Here is a 17432-nt window from a genome sequence, read left to right on the forward strand (position 1 = left end):
AAGGAAAATTTAAGTGTTAAATAACTAGGGTCTGTTGATTTTTCAGGATTAAACTTTGTGCTATTTGAGCATTTATCTGTTCAAGGCGTGAGCAGTGATGCTTAGCCATCTAGGTGAGCTGGTCACAACACAGAACAGTGAATGCTCAAAAGCATCGAAAAAAGAGAGAGCGTAAATTGGTCGCTCTTTCTAAATAAAAGGTGCTGCGTTATCGTTTTCTTATTTGGAAACGAAGTAACGACAGTTTTGTATGTCGATAATTACCAAACCTCACAAACTCTGCCTTGCATAAAATAACCAATTTATTGCTGCAAAAACAATCACGAAAGATCAACAGACCCTAATTTATAGCAGGACAACCGCACGAGTGAGTGATATATGCACAACTCTATGTTGTAATTTCGTCATTCCCACAAAAGTGGGGATCTAGAGCCTTATACCAATTACAGTAATTAACTTCCCACTCAGCAAGAGCTAAAGGATTTTAGTACAAGGCGCAAGTTTGAAGTACTATATACCCTAACGGCCGCCATACAAAGCTGGCGTTCAACGCACTTCGTGCTTTTGTCGGGATAATTCAAAAACTTGTAACCTAGTAATGGAATCCTTTAGCCTTGCTCTTCGGGAGCTTGTATGTGTTCAAATTACTACGCAAAATTGTCTCAACGTAGCAGTGTGATAACGACAGTTTTGTATGTCGGTAATAGCTATGTCTTCACCAATTTCACTTGTACTTTGAACACATACATAGCTCTGAGCTGGGAATTTAATTACTGTAATTGGTATTATATTTGAATAGCCAAAGTCAGTGTATTCACGAGAATGACGGTCTATAAAGCCTACGGTTTTTGCTAGAAAAACAATCATGAGTTTACCCTGCTTCAGTCACCAGCCGATATCAACTGATTTTTAACCTTTTTCAGGTTGCTCAGATAAGTATTTAAGAAAAAACAACGCGAGTATAAATGCTCCAGAACACATTAAAAATCCGGCCATCACAGATTCACTAAAGCCCATCACTAAATATCCTAAAAAGCTGATCCCAGCTGCAACTAACGCATAAGGCAATTGAGTCGTAACATGATCAATATGATGGCAACTTGCTCCAGTCGAAGACAAAATAGTTGTATCCGAGATTGGCGAACAATGATCGCCAAATACTGCTCCGGATAACACGGCTGCTAGCATAGGCAGCATCATAGCGCTATGGCTTCCCATTGCCATATCAGCAGCAATGGGCAACATAATGCCGAAGGTTCCCCAACTTGTTCCTGTTGAAAAAGCAGTAAGACCAGCGAGAAGAAACACAACAGCAGGTAATAACGCGAAGGGAATATTACCTGTAGCTAGACTCGCCATATATTTTCCTGTTTCTAGCTCACCAATAACAGCGGCGATAGTCCAAGCGAACAATAAAATATAAACAGCTGGCATCATTGAACGAGCACCACGTGACATTGCATATACCGTTTGTTTAATTGGTAAGCCTTGGCGCCAATTAAGAAATAAAGTAACCACAAGGCCAATCAGTGCGCCCATCACCAGTGATAATCCAACATCCGTGTTCTCAAACGCTTTAATTAAACTAAAGGGTATATCCTCAGCCATCAGTGCTTGCATACCAGTAACAATCATAAAGGCAATTGTTGCAACGACAAGGGTGGCTATAGGTAAAAACAGTCCTAGAACGCTACCGTTCTTATCTTCTTCAAGCACTGTAATGCTGCCCGGTGGCACACCTTTAGATTCATCGTATAAGTCGCCACGTTGAGCATTATTTTCATGACGACGCATCGGACCAACGTCTAGCCCATAAAAAGAGACAAACAACAATAATAACAATGAAAATATCGCATAAAAATTCATCGGGATCATTTCAACAAATGTGCCAAAATAGCTTGTTTTAGCCATACCGTGAGTTGTTAAAATGCCCCCAATTAGCGCAATAATGTATGCCCCCCAACTTGAAACTGGTGAAATCACACAAACAGGTGCAGCCGTCGAGTCAAGTAAATACGCCAGCTTTGCTCTTGATATATAATATCGATCAGTCAATGGGCGAGCGACTGAACCGACAACTAAGCTATTAAAATAATCATCAATAAAAATTACCATACCAAGCAACATGGTCATCAACTTGGCATCTCGTTTATTCCGTACCCGCTCTTTTGCCCATTTAGCAAAAGCTTGGGCGCTTCCGCTCACAGTTATTAACGCCGTGATCATTCCAAGCAAAACAATGAAGAGTAAAATATTTAAATTCCATGTATTTATCGCTCCATTATTCCAAAATAAGGCTTTGATCACACCGAGCAGATATTGGCCTGCTTGCGCAATAGAAAAGTTCGTTAACAACAAACTTCCTATCAGGATACCTGCTCCTAAAGAAAGTAGTACCCGTCGGGTAACAATCGCAAGAATAATTGCTAATACGGGAGGAATGACAGATAAAGCTGAATCGGAGTAAGAAAAAACATTCATTATGGACAGTCTTTAGTTCACTAGTAATTTAAATAATGTACTTACACCAATTACTGTAATTGGTATTATTTCACCAAGTTCAGTGACAACCGAAGATTACTCGATTGTCATCACTATTCCTACTTAATAAAGATTAATTATTTACAATGAGTGATGTTTTAATAAAGTAGAGTAGGCTACTGGCTTCGCTATCGCTTATCCAGCAGCCCCTCTTCGATTCCGTGCATGAGGTTTTCCCTCACACGGCTCTGTTGTTACACTTCTCTCAGCCCCTTCACTTTGCTTATCATCTTGTCGTGGGTAAATACTCAAGACCAGCTTGGCGTAATTTTTCGTAAGCACCTCGTGATAGATACTTGCTTCGACGTTGACTTAAGCGACGATGCCAGCGATAGAACCGGTTTACTACAAATCCATTTATTCTGAAAAATACACCTCTGGGATAACCTATCCCACCAAAATAGTGTTTCCATCCCCTCAGAACTTGATTAACCTTATTTATCAGTACGCCAAGTGTATTTGAGGTTCGGTGTTTCACTATGTCTCTGAGTTTATTTTTCAGCTTTGTTTGGCTCTTCTTAGACGCCTGTATCTTGATGTAACTGGTGCCTTTGATGAGGCCTGTGATCCGTTGAAAGTTAAAACCGAGGAAATCAAACTCATTCATCAGCTTTCCCATATCCACACAGTGGGTTTTACTTTGATTTAGCTTCAGACCTTCATCACTTAATTGCTGTGTTATCCAGTCCAGTTGCTCTTGTGTGTAGGTTTGCTTATGAAGTACAACAAAATCATCTGCATAGGTAACGATTTTACACGGTGTTTTTTCGTGTATTTTCAAACAGAAATCGTTGAGATAGATGTTAGCCAGTAGTGGAGAGATAACTCCACCTTGCGGAGTGCCACATCGGCTTGCTTCTATTCGCCATTTCCCGTTGACCGTCTCTATGCTGATGGGCGCTTTGATAAAGCTTTTCAGTAAACTCAGAAAGCTGCTGTCGCTTATTCGCCTTTCTACTTTTGCCATCAACTTAGCGTGCGGGATGGTATCGAAATAGGCGCTCAAGTCAGCATCGAGTACGTGCTGGTAGCCTTGTTTTAGGCTCATTTCAATGACTTTTACCGCTTGCTGGGCGCTTCGACATGGACGATAACCATAACTGTGTTCATGTAAATGAGGTTCGTAGACGGGTTGCATCACTATTGTCATCGCCATTTGCACAATTCTGTCACTGATTATCGGGATCCCAAGTTTCCGCGTTTTGCCGTTGTCTTTGAGTATTTCTACTCGTTTGACTGGGCTAGGTCGATAGTTTTTCTGTTGTAATTGAGTTTGAATTTCTTTTAACAGCGCAACGACTTTCTTTTGCTGCTCTAGATAACTGAATGTGATGCCATCAATTCCTGCTCCGCCTTTATTGGCTTTGCATCGTCGATAGGCTTCTTCGAGTATATCTAGGCGACTGAGTTTATCGTACAAGCTGTAAAATCGTAGCTCCGAGTTAAGCTTGGAGCGTAAGTAAAGTTTTCGCTGTAATATTCTGATATTTACTGGAGTGTTAGCCATATGGCAATTTCACCTCAAAAGTTACGTTAAAAAACGGGTGTAACACTGAGCCCCTTCCCTGATGTGAAGTTATGTTGTCTTCACGGTTAACGGTACTATGGGCTCATCCGACTGCCTGAGCGCCCTATCTGAAATTTCGGTTTACCTTATATTCGGATAGTGCAAGTCACTACCTTCCAACACTCAGGCTCTCCCACGTTCACTTTATTTCCTTCAATACATGCCACTTCATATTACGCCGGAAGATCAAACAGATGCATTTACCAGTTGCTTCTCTGTTTGTGTCAGGGTTCGTCAACTAGGAAAGACTCCCCATCTTCATTTTTTGATTTACGACGCTTAACTGAATTCGCTTGATGCTGCGGCCTACATTGCATCTCAACCTTTATTCAAGGCCTTTGTCACAGGGCTTCATGTCATAGCGGTTACCCATTATGCATGCCCGTCAGATTTCGGGATGAACTGGTAATTATCCCGTCAGGTACGTTTCAACCTGATGGACTTATTATAAATAATAACGTTGCTGTCTCTGGTTTATGGCCATGTAATCGCTTGGCTGCGCATACGTTGAGACAAATCCCGCAACAGAATAAAGCGCTTCGTGGCGCTCCCTAGAAACATCAGTTGACTGCATTATCAAGCGTAGAAAAAATGGCTGATATTAAGACGTAGCTTGCAGCAAGTAGTTATTCTACTTGCAAAAGTTACAACGCAGATAGCAGCCATTTTAGCAAGCTTGTGACCGTAGAGCATTTCACTCATTGGGTGAAAAACATGATAATAAAATCATCCAATTGCTCAAACAGTTACTCATATACTCAGCGTTCAACTCATGTTTTTAGGATAAAGGCTGCAATAAAAACACAAACGGCCCCGGAATTTCCATTCCAGAGCCGTTAAGCGTGACATGAGTCACTAAAAGTTATCAGTAAACTATAGGCTTTCAATAAGCTCAGGAAGCACTTTAAACAAATCAGCTTCTAAGCCATAATCTGCGACTTGAAAAATAGGCGCTTCTGGATCTTTGTTAATTGCCACAATGATTTTAGAATCCTTCATACCCGCTAGGTGCTGAATAGCTCCTGAGATACCAACAGCAATATAGAGATCTGGCGCAACAATTTTGCCTGTCTGACCAACCTGCATATCATTAGGTACAAAACCAGCATCCACAGCGGCACGAGATGCACCAACCGCTGCCCCTAATTTATCCGCAAGTTGTTCGAGCATTACGAAGTTCTCGCCATTACCCATACCGCGTCCACCTGAAACAATTACACCCGCACTAGCGAGTTCAGGACGTTCAGATACGGTCAATTCTTGTGAAACAAACTCTGTGGTCGCAGCTGTCGAGTATGACAAGGTCATTAACTCTGCGCTACCATCGTTAGCAACCGCATCAAATGCACTGCCGCGAACCGTCATTACTTTCTTGTCATCATGACTTTGAACTGTAGCTAACGCATTACCTGCATACACTGGACGAACAAAAGTATCACTGGAAATAACCTCAACGACTTCAGATAACTGTGCAACATCTAACAAGGCAGCGACTCGTGGTAATACATCTTTTCCTGTTGTCGACGCAGCAGCTAATATGTACTCATAATCTGCTGCGATATCTACTAGCACGTTTGAGAGATTTTCAGCAAGTTGGGCTTGGTACTCAGCGGAGTCAACAAATAACACTTTAGTAACGCCTGAAAGCGTTTGCGCTGTACTGGCTACTTTGTCACACTGATGTCCGATAACTAATACATGAGTTTCACCGCCAATAGCTTTTGCTGCTGCAACGGTTTTAGCTGTTTCTGCTTTTAAGGTGTCGTTATCGTGTTCTGCTAATACTAAAATTGCCATTTAGATCACCTTCGCTTCGTTTTGTAGTTTTTGCACTAGCTCTTCAACTGAAGACACCATAACACCAGCTTGACGTGCAGCAGGAGCATTCACTTTCAATACGGTTTGATGCTGTTTAAGAGTGACGCCTAAGTCATCAAGAGTAACAACCTCCAAAGGCTTACGTTTTGACTTCATGATATCTGGCAACTTCGCGTAACGTGGCTCATTTAAACGCAGATCTGAAGTCACTACAGCTGGCATTGGCATCGACAAAGTTTGTAAACCACCGTCAACTTCACGAGTCACTGTAACCTTGTCACCCTCAACTTTCACTTCAGATGCGAATGTTGCCTGAGGCATACCTGTCAATGCTGCCAACATTTGACCAGTTTGGTTATTGTCTCCATCAATAGATTGTTTACCCATTATGACCAAACCAGCTTGCTCTTTGTCTTGCAGTGCTTTCAATATCTTAGCTAACGATAAAGGCACAAGCTCTTCGTTTGCCTCTACTTGAATACCGCGATCTGCACCTAACGCCATTGCTGTTCGGATCTGCTCCTGAACAACTTTAGGGCCAATACTAACGACAACAACTTCTGTGGCCACTCCAGCTTCTTTTAAACGTACAGCTTCTTCTACTGCAATTTCACAAAATGGGTTTATCGCCATTTTTAAGTTTGCAGTGTCTACTTTTGTATTGTCAGCGTTGACCCTGACTTTGACATTGGCATCAACGACGCGTTTGACTGGTACCAAGACTTTCATAGGGCTTCCTTTTAAGGCTTGTGTTGTTCAAATTGCTCACTTGGCAGGAGTGCCAATGGCAGATAGCGAACACTTTAATCCTTGTTGACGTTTACGTCAACTAGCACCTTTTGATAATTACCTTGTTCAGACCAGTAAGGGATTAGCGATTTAGAAAGTACCAACCTTTGTCATGCCAGCGAAGGCTGGTATCCAGTGACTTTTATAGAAAAAAGCAAAGGCACTAGACCGACATACAAAACTGTCGTTATTACATTGCTACGTTGAGACAATTTTGCGTAGTAATTTGGACACATACAAGCTCCCGAAGTGCAAGGTTAAAGGATTCCATTACTAGGTTACAAGTTTTTGAATTATCCCGACAAAAGCACGAAGTGCGTTGAACGCCAGCTTTGTATGGCGGCCGTTAGGGTATATAGTACTTCAAACTTGCGCCTTGTACTGAAATCCTTTAGCTCTTGCTGAGTGGGAAGTTAATTACTGTAATTGGTATAAGAACTCATCGGTATCCTTTCTTCCGCAACTTTCCTAAAGTTTAGCTCTAAACACACAAGCGAAAACTAAAACCCGACAAACGGCATCGATGTAGGGCGAGTCAACCAGTTATCATCTAGGTAGTGACAATGACCATCAATAACATGAACCGCATAAGCATACCGAGATTTCTCACTCATGTTTGCACAACTTCGATGTGGTAGCCGTCCATGCAACAAAACGAGTGATCCTTTTTTAACTTCTAAAGCCAAATCAACCTCAGGAAATTCTTCATTACAAGTTTGTTCCATCACAGATTCATTATTCACTTTTCTGAATCGCTGACGTAAAGGAGAAAAATGCCCCTTATCAGAGATCATTAAACAGCCATTTTTAATGGTGGCATCTTCCAGTGCAACCCAAAAACCAATAACAGATTCTGGTTCAGTGTATAAAAAGGAACCATCTTGATGAGGAACCACTTCACCACCCACTTTCGGAGACTTGAAAATAAACATCGACTGTACCAGTAGAGGTTTTTTTATCCCCAATGCTTTTGATAGCTTAGCTAATGCTGGTTTGCGAGAGAACTGACTAAATATAGGGTCTATATCATGGAGAGCATGGCCCACTTTGTTCAGCTTATGGAATAAATTATTTCTAGAAGTTTTGGCATCAAAGCCTTTTTCGAGAAAAAGACTAATCTTATCCCCTGAATCAAATAAATGCTTATTCTTATTATGCTCTTCATCGTGAATGGTATAAAACACACCTAGATTATCTTGTGATTGCTTATCTACAATACCTTTCATACGCTCAATTAATTGATCGCACTCATCAGAAGCATAAAAGCGTTCAATCACGGCATAACCATGCTCTTTAAAAAAGTTATTTATATCCACATGCTTAGATTCAGGGTGAAACATCATAAATTTAGACATTGTTTATTATCTGCTTTTTTTAAGTACTTATTACTTATATTTGTAACGCTATAAATAAACGAACTCAAGAGATTATATTTTCAACCGTCTTAAAACCATGTTAAATATATAATTAACTTTATTTAACATTAACTAATAACCCTCTAAAAAACACAAATATCACGACGTTAAATTTAATGTTAAAAATAAATAATTATTTACTACTAACTTCCCAACTATCATAAATAACAAATTTAATAAATTAAGAAGTAAAGCCGATGTCAGTAATGGTAGCTAGTACAAGTGAACATTTAAATATACTTTTTTGGGACTCTACCAATAAGTCATTTGGTGAACATACTAAAAACATAAAATATGCAAGACCGCATAATGAATCAAATAAATATTTATATTTTGATTGTGTCGATTCTAACTCAGGAAAACATTGGTTATTCACTTTTGAGTTACTCTGTAAAAATAAAGTAAGTTTCCTTAAAGAGACTTATTTTACTTCTCCATGTGATAGCGCGCGTGAACCTTATAATGCTTATATGCAATTATGGAATAATAGACAGCTTACTTTAGCCGCTAAAAATGGTAAAAAGTTTGTTTCTGGTTTTAACCCATCAAAAAAACCTACTGACATTCTTAAACAAATAAAAGAGTCCTCAACTTTCAAAGATGCACCTCTTCCCCGAGACCTTCACGTTTCTGGCATGAATCTAGTACAGGAAAGCGAAAAAAATGCTGATGATAATGAATTTGGCATCATTAATACAACTGAGTCTGAATCACTTTTACCTCAAGCAGCAAATCACACCACGCCGATAACAAAAATAGTTACTGATAAAGTAACGGATAATACCATTCCCTTAGCAACACATGACGATATAGATAACCTTACTCGCAAGCTTTCCACTCAGGTTGAAGAGCATGGATTTAATGTTGAAGTCGGTGATAAAGTGCATAGTAAGAAACTTCTGTTATTTTTAAAAACAGAACAAAAAAGAGTCACTTCATCAAGGAAAGGCGTTGTATTGAAGCCTGTTTATATCACTCATCGCGGTCACTTTGATAGTAATCATTCCGTATTAGCTGTAATTTCACCTGAGCAGACTACTATCATTGAGCCTAAGCGTTTTTACTGGTATAGAAAAGTACCTACTATTAGAATGGGTTTCCAGCCCATCTTTAATACCACCATATGTGTGCATTCGAGTGCTTATACGCTGTCTAAACTCGTAAATAGATTCAAAACAGATGCTCAGTGTTATAAAACTAAGGCATTGTTAAATCAGACTATCAGAGAGATTAAAGAGAATGAAAGGCCAACAAAAGATACTCTGACACATTTTTTCGATTAAAACCGAGAGTTGACTGAATTGGGACTAATAATTTGTGAGTAAAACCATCGAAGTTTGAGTGTCTTTAAGGTTTGAGGAAGGTAGCAGAAAAAGAATTGGGAAGTTCAACACCCTCTAATGACTTTAACTAAGGAAAGTTGCGGAAGAAAGTATATCAATGAGTTCTCGTCACTCCAGCGCAGGCTGGAAACGAAGTAACGACAGTTTTGTATGTCGGTAGTTAGTGCCTTTGTTTTTTCTATAAAAGTCACTGGATACCAGCCTTCGCTGGTATGACAATGATTGGTACTTTCTAAATCGCTAGATCCCTAAGATGATGAGCTTCAACAACATGAAGCTCAATTAAATCTATTTCAACTTAAATTACCCAACAGACTTAGGGTTTGAGCCGTATTCATTATCTTCATGGCTATCTTGCACATAGAAAATTAATAGCACAATCCAACCAATGATTGGGATAAGCCCAAGCAATTGCCACCAGCCGGAACGCCCAGTATCATGTAAACGACGAGCAGCCACGGCTATTGAAGGCAATAGCAAACCCAAACTAAAAACTATACTTAATATTGTAGAACCTAAAATTGAGTCGACGATCCCAATAACGACATAAAGCACTACGTACACTAAAGCATACATCCAGTATTCTTGACGACGCGCACGCCCTGTAAAGTCAGCGTACTTTTTTAAACATCCGATAAAATGATCCAAAATTGCTCCTTGCAAATAATTTATTCCATTCTTTTATATCAAATATTTTTATTTGTTAGAACAATAAAATACAATTTCCGTTACATTTAACCAACAAACTTCAAGTTACCGGTTTTTCCGACACCCACAATTTAATCACGCCTTTCACTACAATTACATTATCTTTATCATAAGCCGTTACATAAACAAGCAAGTCGCCAGCTTGCCAAGCATCGCGTACTTCAGCTACACAACGAATATCAGTCCCTGCTTTGGCAGTGTAATCTAAAGACATGCCTTTAGGGATCCAACGTAAATGTTTTGGAATCGATGCTTCAGCAAGCACTCCCATGGCCATTTCAAGCCCATTACAAATAGCAATCACATGAACCGTGCCTATGTGATTTTGTACCCGCCATCTCTTACGTAAGTAACATTCGCAGTAATTTAATTTCAGCGTTTTTATTAAAGGCGAAATGGTAGCAAAATAAGGTGCGCGAAACCCTATCACAACTGAAAAAAACCAACGACCTAAAGGATAATTGGTTAGCTTTTTATACAGTTTAAGTACCTTATTAGGAGGTGACTGAATCGCAGATGGATTAGGCGAAGATGTTGAACTCATAAATTCCTTTTTTAATTCCTACGCACTGGTCAGATGAGTCTAGCACAGATTTTTACTTTTCTAAAACCTCGCTTAGGTACCGAATTTACGTATAATTCAAACCTTAAATGATGTAATGACAAGGATTGAGCTTGAAGTTTTTAAAAACCTATTTTAAAGGAATGGCTATGGGAGCCGCTGATGTTGTTCCCGGCGTGTCAGGAGGCACAATAGCCTTTATTACCGGAATACTTAATACTTTATTGGACAGCATCAATCTGATAAAACCTTCTTTATTAGGGATGCTCAAACGCGATGGTATTAAAGCGACTTTTATTCACATTAATGGCGGATTTTTGGTTAGTTTATTCGCAGGGATCCTCACCAGCGGATTTACTTTAGCCAAATTAATTTCATGGTTATTAGTGACTCACCCAATTCCTGTTTGGTCGTTCTTTTTTGGATTGATCATTATTTCTGTCATCCATGTTGCTAAACAGATAAATGGTTTCACTATGGCAAGAGTCTTATGCTTTTTATTAGGAACTGCAGTTGCATGGGGCATCACCCAACTTACACCATCATCAATTGATGTGAGCTTATTTACTCTTTTTGTCGGTGGCGCTATTGCAATTTGCGCTATGGTATTACCCGGCATTTCAGGTGCATTTTTATTGCTCCTGCTTGGACTTTATTCGACGGTTCTTGAGGGCGTTAAAAGTCTAGATTTTACCATTATTCTAGTTTTTAGTGCTGGTGCTATAACTGGCCTGTTAAGTTTTAGCCGTCTATTATCGGCATTATTGCGTAAATGCCATGATGCTACTTTGGCCTTTTTAACAGGGTTAATGCTTGGCACTTTAGGGAAAATTTGGCCGTGGAAAGAAACAGTTAGCTGGCGAACAAACTCTCATGGTGAATCGGTTCCTTTAGAACAACAACTACTATCACCATTTTCATATGAACAAGTAGTGGGCGAGCCTAATCAGCTTAGCATTGCTTTTGTTTGTGCTTCTGCGGCTATCATTTTGGTGTGGGGATTAGAGCGTTTTTCAAAGAAAGATACTCATTAAACTAATTACGAACAAGTGTAAATTATCATATCATTTACACTTGTCTTTTTAAGATTAGGGATCTAGCGATTTAGAAAGTACCAATCTTTGTCATACCAGCGAAGGCTGGTATCCAGTGGCTTTTATAGAAAAAAGCAAAGGCACTAGACTACCGACATACAAAACTGTCGTTACTTCGTTTCTACTTGCAAAATTTATAACGCAGCTAGCTGTGATTTTGGCAAGTATATGAATGTTCAGCACTCACCTGATGGATGAATTCGGGTGTTTAATTTTGTATTTAACTTCAATAAATTAAAGTTAAATTGTGCGTTCAACCTATTTATTTAGGTTAAAGTAGAGTAGGCTACTGGCTTCGCTATCGCTTATCCAGCAGCCCCTCTTCGATTCCGTGCATGAGGTTTTCCCTCACACGGCTCTGTTGTTACACTTCTCTCAGCCCCTTCACTTTGCTTATCATCTTGTCGTGGGTAAATACTCAAGACCAGCTTGGCGTAATTTTTCGTAAGCACCTCGTGATAGATACTTGCTTCGACGTTGACTTAAGCGACGATGCCAGCGATAGAACCGGTTTACTACAAATCCATTTATTCTGAAAAATACACCTCTGGGATAACCTATCCCACCAAAATAGTGTTTCCATCCCCTCAGAACTTGATTAACCTTATTTATCAGTACGCCAAGTGTATTTGAGGTTCGGTGTTTCACTATGTCTCTGAGTTTATTTTTCAGCTTTGTTTGGCTCTTCTTAGACGCCTGTATCTTGATGTAACTGGTGCCTTTGATGAGGCCTGTGATCCGTTGAAAGTTAAAACCGAGGAAATCAAACTCATTCATCAGCTTTCCCATATCCACACAGTGGGTTTTACTTTGATTTAGCTTCAGACCTTCATCACTTAATTGCTGTGTTATCCAGTCCAGTTGCTCTTGTGTGTAGGTTTGCTTATGGAGTACAACAAAATCATCTGCATAGGTAACGATTTTACACGGTGTTTTTTCGTGTATTTTCAAACAGAAATCGTTGAGATAGATGTTAGCCAGTAGTGGAGAGATAACTCCGCCTTGCGGAGTGCCACATCGGCTTGCTTCTATTCGCCATTTCCCGTTGACCGTCTCTATGCTGATGGGCGCTTTGATAAAGCTTTTCAGCAAACTCAGAAAGCTGCTGTCGCTTATTCGCCTTTCTACTTTTGCCATCAACTTAGCGTGCGGGATGGTATCGAAATAGGCGCTCAAGTCAGCATCAAGTACGTGCTGATAGCCTTGTTTTAGGCTCATTTCAATGACTTTTACCGCTTGCTGGGCGCTTCGACATGGACGATAACTGTGTTCATGTAAATGAGGTTCGTAGACGGGTTGCATCACTATTGTCATCGCCATTTGCACAATTCTGTCACTGATTATCGGGATCCCAAGTTTCCGCGTTTTGCCGTTGTCTTTGAGTATTTCTACTCGTTTGACTGGGCTAGGTCGATAGTTTTTCTGTTGTAATTGAGTTTGAATTTCTTTTAACAGCGCAACAACTTTCTTTTGCTGCTCTAGATAACTGAATGTGATGCCATCAATTCCTGCTCCGCCTTTATTGGCTTTGCATCGTCGATAGGCTTCTTCGAGTATATCTAGGCGACTGAGTTTATCGTACAAGCTGTAAAATCGAAGCTCCGAGTTAAGCTTTGAGCGTAAGTAAAGTTTTCGCTGTAATATTCTGATATTTACTGGAGTGTTAGCCATATGGCAATTTCACCTCAAAAGTTACGTTAAAAACGGGTGTAACACTGAGCCCCTTCCCTGATGTGAAGTTATGTTGTCTTCACGGTTAACGGTACTATGGGCTCATCCGACTGCCTGAGCGCCCTATCTGAAATTTCGGTTTACCTTATATTCGGATAGTGGAAGTCACTACCTTCCAACACTCAGGCTCTCCCACGTTCACTTTATTTCCTTCAATACATGCCACTTCATATTACGCCGGAAGATCAAACAGATGCATTTACCAGTTGCTTCTCTGTTTGTGTCAGGGTTCGTCAACTAGGAAAGACTCCCCATCTTCATTTTTTGATTTACGACGCTTAACTGAATTCGCTTGATGCTGCGGCCTACATTGCATCTCAACCTTTATTCAAGGCCTTTGTCACAGGGCTTCATGTCATAGCGGTTACCCATTATGCATGCCCGTCAGATTTCGGGATGAACTGGTAATTATCCCGTCAGGTACGTTTCAACCTGATGGACTTATTATAAATAATAACGTTGCTGTCTCTGGTTTATGGCCATGTAATCGCTTGGCTGCGTATACGTTGAGACAAATCCCGCAACAGAATAAAGCGCTTCGTGGCGCTCCCTAGAAACATCAGTTGGACGCATAGAAGTAAGATAACTAACTCAAGTTCAACCATAAAAGCCATAAAGTGTATTCATCCATTGAGTGAATGCTTGACGTTCGTTAACTGGCTAAAATTACCGCTTGCTGCGTTGTAACTTTTATAAGTAGAACCACTACTTACTTCAAGTCACGCCTGTCATCGAAAATTTTCTCTGTGTTTAAGAACGCCACCAACTGATTTTTCTAGGTTAAAAGAAGTAAAGCACGACCTGTAAGCAGACTAATGAGAATATTCCCGCGACAATATCATCAATCATAATGCCAAAACCACCCGATACTTTGGCATCTAACCACTTTATCGGCCATGGCTTGATAATATCGAAAAATCGAAACAGGGCAAAACCAACTAGTATCCATTGCCACTGCATAGGCACAGCAATAAGCGTGGTCAGCAGCCCTGCAACTTCATCCCAAACAATGGCGCCATGATCATGAACGCCCATATCTCTCGCCGCTTTATCACAAATGTAGATACCTACAACTGAAACAATAATCGTCACTAGAATATAACTAGAGACAGGTAAAAAACTCAGTAACAAAAATACAGGTAAAGCCGCTAATGTGCCAAATGTTCCCGGCGCTTTTGCTGCCAAACCACTTCCAAAACCCAAGGCTAAAAAATGTATTGGATTCTTTAGTGACAGCTTTTTTACATGAGTATCTTGAGTAAATAGATTCATCAGAAATGTTTAAATCCGTTTTGCTGAGGAACATAAGTTCTACCATCAAATGATAGCTCTAAGTCTCTACCTGCCGTTATTTGCCCTACTCTAGTGTAATTAACACCAGCATAATTTAGCGATGCGGTTAAAGCACCAACTTTAGCATCTGGAACCGTAAATAATAATTCGTAATCTTCTCCACCAGCCAGAGCATATTCAATTGCCTGTTCTTGCCCAACTGATGATATTAGCGCCTTTGAAAGCGGTAATTGGTCAACATTAATTATCGCTCCAACCTCAGATGATTTTAAAACATGCTGGATATCCGAAATTAATCCGTCCGATAAATCAATTGCGCTGGAAGCTATTCCTCGAAGCGATTGCCCTGCTAACATTCTTGGTGTTGGTCTGTAGTGTCTACCAATCAAATACTCTTTATTTTCGCTTTCAGCATCTCGGTTACCAAGCAAAATATCTAAACCGAGTGCGGAATCACCAAGTGTTCCAGTGACATAAACCCAATCACCCACGCCCGCCCCACCGCGCGTTAAAGCCATGCTTTCAGGTACTTGACCATTAACCGTAATCGTAATGCTTCTAGCGCCACGAGTCGTGTCACCACCTACTAGTGAGATATTATAGTATTCAGCAATTTCATACAGACCTTCACAATATTGTTTCAGCCAGCTTTCATCGATTTCAGGTAGCGTTAACGCTAAGGTCATCCATGCTGGCTCGGCTCCCATTGAAGCAAGATCTGAGAGATTTACTGCTAATGATTTAAACCCTACATCAGCCGCAGGCATATCCGAGAGGAAGTGTGTGCCTTCGGCGAAGGTATCACAGGAAATAGCAATAACTTTGTCATCAGCAGGTTGGACTAGCGCACAGTCGTCACCAACACCTAGTACTACATCTTTTCGCATCGGCCCTTGGCCTGCAAAATATTGTTCAATAATTTGAAATTCTTTCACTTTGAGTTCCGCTACAACAAGAGAATAATTTTGTAAGACTGCAACTATAGATCAGATATAAAACTTTGCTAAAAAAAACGGCATCCTAAGATACCGTTTTAAATATTATTTGCGTTTTTTGCCTGCGAGCTTATCTAGCACACCATTCACAAATTTATGACTATCATCTGCACCAAAGACTTTGGCGAGTTCGATAGCTTCATTAATCGCTACTTTATACGGTACATCCTTACGGAATGTAAGTTCAAAAGTAGCTAAGCGAACAATCGCCTTTTCGACTGGAGAAACATCTTCAACATCACGGTCAAGATGTGGTGCGTACAATTCATCTAATTTAGATGCTTTGCTCGCGACTCCAGAAAGTAACTCTTTAAAATAGCTAACATCAACACCTTTGATGTCTTGCTCTGTTAAGAACTCGTGTTCAACATCGGCAGTATTGTTGCTACTTAATTGCCAAGAGTAAATGGCTTGAACCGCAAGACGGCGTGCTTTGCGGCGCTCTGAAGGCTTCATGTTAATTCCTACTTAATTACAGCTGTTGCTCTAGTGCTTCTAAAACATTAACCATTTCCAACACGCTTAGGGCAGCTTCTCCACCTTTATTGCCTGCTTTAGTACCAGCACGCTCAATTGCTTGCTCTATGGTGTCAGTTGTGAGTACACCAAAAGCAACAGGTGTATCAAACTCTAAAGAAACTTGGGCTAAACCTTTATTGCATTCGCCTGCAACAAGATCAAAATGCGGGGTACCGCCTCGAATTACAGCACCTAGGGCAATAATACCGTCGAATTTACCACTTGCAGCAACACGTCGTGCCGCGAGCGGAAGTTCAACAGCACCAGGAACACGTACAACTGTGATATTGTCATCATTGACATTGCCAAAACGCTTTAGGGTATCAAGAGCTCCGTCCAACAAGCTTTCAACAATAAAACTGTTAAAGCGTGAAATTACGATGGCTACTTTAGCGTTTTTTGCTTCGATATTACCTTCAACTACGTTCATCTTTTTACCTAAGTTAGTACGCACCCGACAGGGCTGAAAATTAGCGCAATGATAGCATATTTCTAGCCCGAGTCTTGATGCAAATTACCAGAATTTAACTTTATACTAATTACAGTAATTTATCTCTCACTCAGCAAGAGATAAAGGTTTTCAGTACAAGGCGCATGTTCAAAGTACTATATACCCTAATGGCCGCCATACAAAGCTGGCGTTCAACGCACTTCGTGCTTTTGTCGGGATAATTCAAGAACGTGCAACGCAGTAATGGAAACCTTTAGCCTTGCCCTTCGGGAACTTGTATGCGCACACTTTAGTTCATAAAGAATACTTCACAAAATTATCTCAACGTAGCAATGTAATAACAACAGTTTTGTATGTCGGTAATAACTATGTTTTCACCAATTTCGTTTGTACTTTGTGTGCATACATAGCTCTGAGTTGAACATTTAATTACTATATATTGGTATTAGGGTCTGTTGATCTTTCAGGATTAAATTTTGTGCTATTTGAGCATTTATCTGTTCAAGGCGTGAGCAGTGATGCTTAGCCATCTAAGTGAGCTGGTCACAACACAGAACAGTGAATGCTCAAAAGCATCGAAGACAGCGTAAATTGGTCGCTCTTTCT

Annotated in this window: 14 protein-coding genes; 2 read left to right on the plus strand and 12 right to left on the minus strand. The window is 40.2% G+C overall.

The features are described from left to right. Nucleotides 1–909 precede the first annotated feature (909 nt). The 5 genes from E2I05_RS16395 to E2I05_RS16415 all read right to left on the minus strand — a co-directional run bounded on the left by E2I05_RS16395 (nt 910) and on the right by E2I05_RS16415 (nt 8070). Nucleotides 910–2481 carry a Na+/H+ antiporter NhaC family protein gene (locus E2I05_RS16395; protein WP_121854893.1) on the minus strand — a complete coding sequence of 524 codons (1572 nt, stop codon included), beginning with the start codon at nt 2479–2481 and terminating at the stop codon, nt 910–912. Between the two features lie 286 nt (nt 2482–2767). Beyond that, a complete protein-coding gene (ltrA, locus tag E2I05_RS16400; protein ID WP_133309548.1) occupies nt 2768–4048 on the minus strand; it encodes a group II intron reverse transcriptase/maturase in 1281 nt (426 codons plus the stop codon). 933 nt (nt 4049–4981) lie between these two features. After that, nucleotides 4982–5905: an electron transfer flavoprotein subunit alpha/FixB family protein gene (locus E2I05_RS16405; RefSeq protein WP_121855057.1), complete on the minus strand. Its 924-nt coding sequence runs from the start codon at nt 5903–5905 to the stop codon at nt 4982–4984. Beyond that, on the minus strand, nt 5906–6655 hold the full coding sequence (locus tag E2I05_RS16410) for an electron transfer flavoprotein subunit beta/FixA family protein (protein ID WP_121855056.1): 750 nt from the start codon (nt 6653–6655) through the stop codon (nt 5906–5908). It abuts the gene before it with no gap. Nucleotides 6656–7215: 560 nt separating this feature from the next. Then, nucleotides 7216–8070 carry a phytanoyl-CoA dioxygenase family protein gene (locus tag E2I05_RS16415; RefSeq protein ID WP_121855055.1) on the minus strand — a complete coding sequence of 285 codons (855 nt, stop codon included), beginning with the start codon at nt 8068–8070 and terminating at the stop codon, nt 7216–7218. A 257-nt stretch (nt 8071–8327) separates the two neighbouring features. Here E2I05_RS16415 and E2I05_RS16420 point away from each other — a divergent pair, with 257 nt between their 5' ends. Next, complete coding sequence (locus E2I05_RS16420) at nt 8328–9413, plus strand: hypothetical protein (RefSeq protein ID WP_121855054.1); 1086 nt, start codon at nt 8328–8330, stop codon at nt 9411–9413. A 363-nt stretch (nt 9414–9776) separates the two neighbouring features. Here the strand turns inward: E2I05_RS16420 and E2I05_RS16425 are convergent, their stop codons facing one another. Both E2I05_RS16425 and E2I05_RS16430 read right to left on the minus strand, forming a co-directional pair. Then, nucleotides 9777–10121 carry a DUF805 domain-containing protein gene (locus E2I05_RS16425; protein ID WP_121855053.1) on the minus strand — a complete coding sequence of 115 codons (345 nt, stop codon included), beginning with the start codon at nt 10119–10121 and terminating at the stop codon, nt 9777–9779. Between the two features lie 100 nt (nt 10122–10221). Next, the gene (locus E2I05_RS16430) at nt 10222–10725 is read right to left on the minus strand and encodes a hotdog fold domain-containing protein (protein ID WP_121855052.1); all 504 of its coding nucleotides are present in this window, start codon (nt 10723–10725) and stop codon (nt 10222–10224) included. 131 nt (nt 10726–10856) lie between these two features. On the opposite strand from E2I05_RS16430, the gene E2I05_RS16435 reads away from it, so the two are divergent. Next, entirely contained in the window at nt 10857–11777 is a 921-nt protein-coding gene (locus tag E2I05_RS16435) for a polyprenyl-phosphate transporter (protein WP_121855051.1), read from the plus strand. Between the two features lie 456 nt (nt 11778–12233). Here the strand turns inward: E2I05_RS16435 and ltrA (E2I05_RS16440) are convergent, their stop codons facing one another. The 5 genes from ltrA (E2I05_RS16440) to ribH all read right to left on the minus strand — a co-directional run bounded on the left by ltrA (E2I05_RS16440) (nt 12234) and on the right by ribH (nt 16805). Beyond that, complete coding sequence (gene ltrA, locus E2I05_RS16440) at nt 12234–13508, minus strand: group II intron reverse transcriptase/maturase (protein ID WP_133309753.1); 1275 nt, start codon at nt 13506–13508, stop codon at nt 12234–12236. An 840-nt stretch (nt 13509–14348) separates the two neighbouring features. Continuing rightward, complete coding sequence (locus E2I05_RS16445) at nt 14349–14840, minus strand: phosphatidylglycerophosphatase A family protein (protein WP_121855248.1); 492 nt, start codon at nt 14838–14840, stop codon at nt 14349–14351. Further along, complete coding sequence (thiL, locus tag E2I05_RS16450; protein WP_121855249.1) at nt 14840–15796, minus strand: thiamine-phosphate kinase; 957 nt, start codon at nt 15794–15796, stop codon at nt 14840–14842. The genes E2I05_RS16445 and thiL overlap by 1 nt, the downstream gene beginning before the upstream one ends. A 105-nt stretch (nt 15797–15901) precedes the next feature. Further along, nucleotides 15902–16312, minus strand: coding sequence for a transcription antitermination factor NusB (gene nusB, locus E2I05_RS16455; RefSeq protein ID WP_121855250.1), 411 nt, complete (start codon nt 16310–16312; stop codon nt 15902–15904). 16 nt (nt 16313–16328) lie between these two features. Further along, nucleotides 16329–16805, minus strand: a complete 477-nt coding sequence (gene ribH / locus E2I05_RS16460) for a 6,7-dimethyl-8-ribityllumazine synthase (RefSeq protein WP_121855251.1) — start codon at nt 16803–16805, stop codon at nt 16329–16331. Nucleotides 16806–17432: the final 627 nt, after the last annotated feature.

This window comes from Parashewanella spongiae (assembly GCF_004358345.1).
Classification (GTDB): Bacteria; Pseudomonadota; Gammaproteobacteria; order Enterobacterales; family Shewanellaceae; genus Parashewanella; species Parashewanella spongiae.

Excerpts from the sequence above, each read along its gene's own strand:
- E2I05_RS16395 (WP_121854893.1), bottom strand. The coding sequence starts at position 2,481 with ATGAATGTTTTTTCTTACTCCGATTCAGCTTTATCTGTCATTCCTCCC.
- ltrA (WP_133309548.1), bottom strand. The coding sequence starts at position 4,048 with ATGGCTAACACTCCAGTAAATATCAGAATATTACAGCGAAAACTTTAC.
- E2I05_RS16405 (WP_121855057.1), bottom strand. The coding sequence starts at position 5,905 with ATGGCAATTTTAGTATTAGCAGAACACGATAACGACACCTTAAAAGCA.
- E2I05_RS16410 (WP_121855056.1), bottom strand. The coding sequence starts at position 6,655 with ATGAAAGTCTTGGTACCAGTCAAACGCGTCGTTGATGCCAATGTCAAA.
- E2I05_RS16415 (WP_121855055.1), bottom strand. The coding sequence starts at position 8,070 with ATGTCTAAATTTATGATGTTTCACCCTGAATCTAAGCATGTGGATATA.
- E2I05_RS16420 (WP_121855054.1), top strand. The coding sequence starts at position 8,328 with ATGTCAGTAATGGTAGCTAGTACAAGTGAACATTTAAATATACTTTTT.
- E2I05_RS16430 (WP_121855052.1), bottom strand. The coding sequence starts at position 10,725 with ATGAGTTCAACATCTTCGCCTAATCCATCTGCGATTCAGTCACCTCCT.
- ltrA (WP_133309753.1), bottom strand. The coding sequence starts at position 13,508 with ATGGCTAACACTCCAGTAAATATCAGAATATTACAGCGAAAACTTTAC.
- E2I05_RS16445 (WP_121855248.1), bottom strand. The coding sequence starts at position 14,840 with ATGAATCTATTTACTCAAGATACTCATGTAAAAAAGCTGTCACTAAAG.
- nusB (WP_121855250.1), bottom strand. The coding sequence starts at position 16,312 with ATGAAGCCTTCAGAGCGCCGCAAAGCACGCCGTCTTGCGGTTCAAGCC.
- ribH (WP_121855251.1), bottom strand. The coding sequence starts at position 16,805 with ATGAACGTAGTTGAAGGTAATATCGAAGCAAAAAACGCTAAAGTAGCC.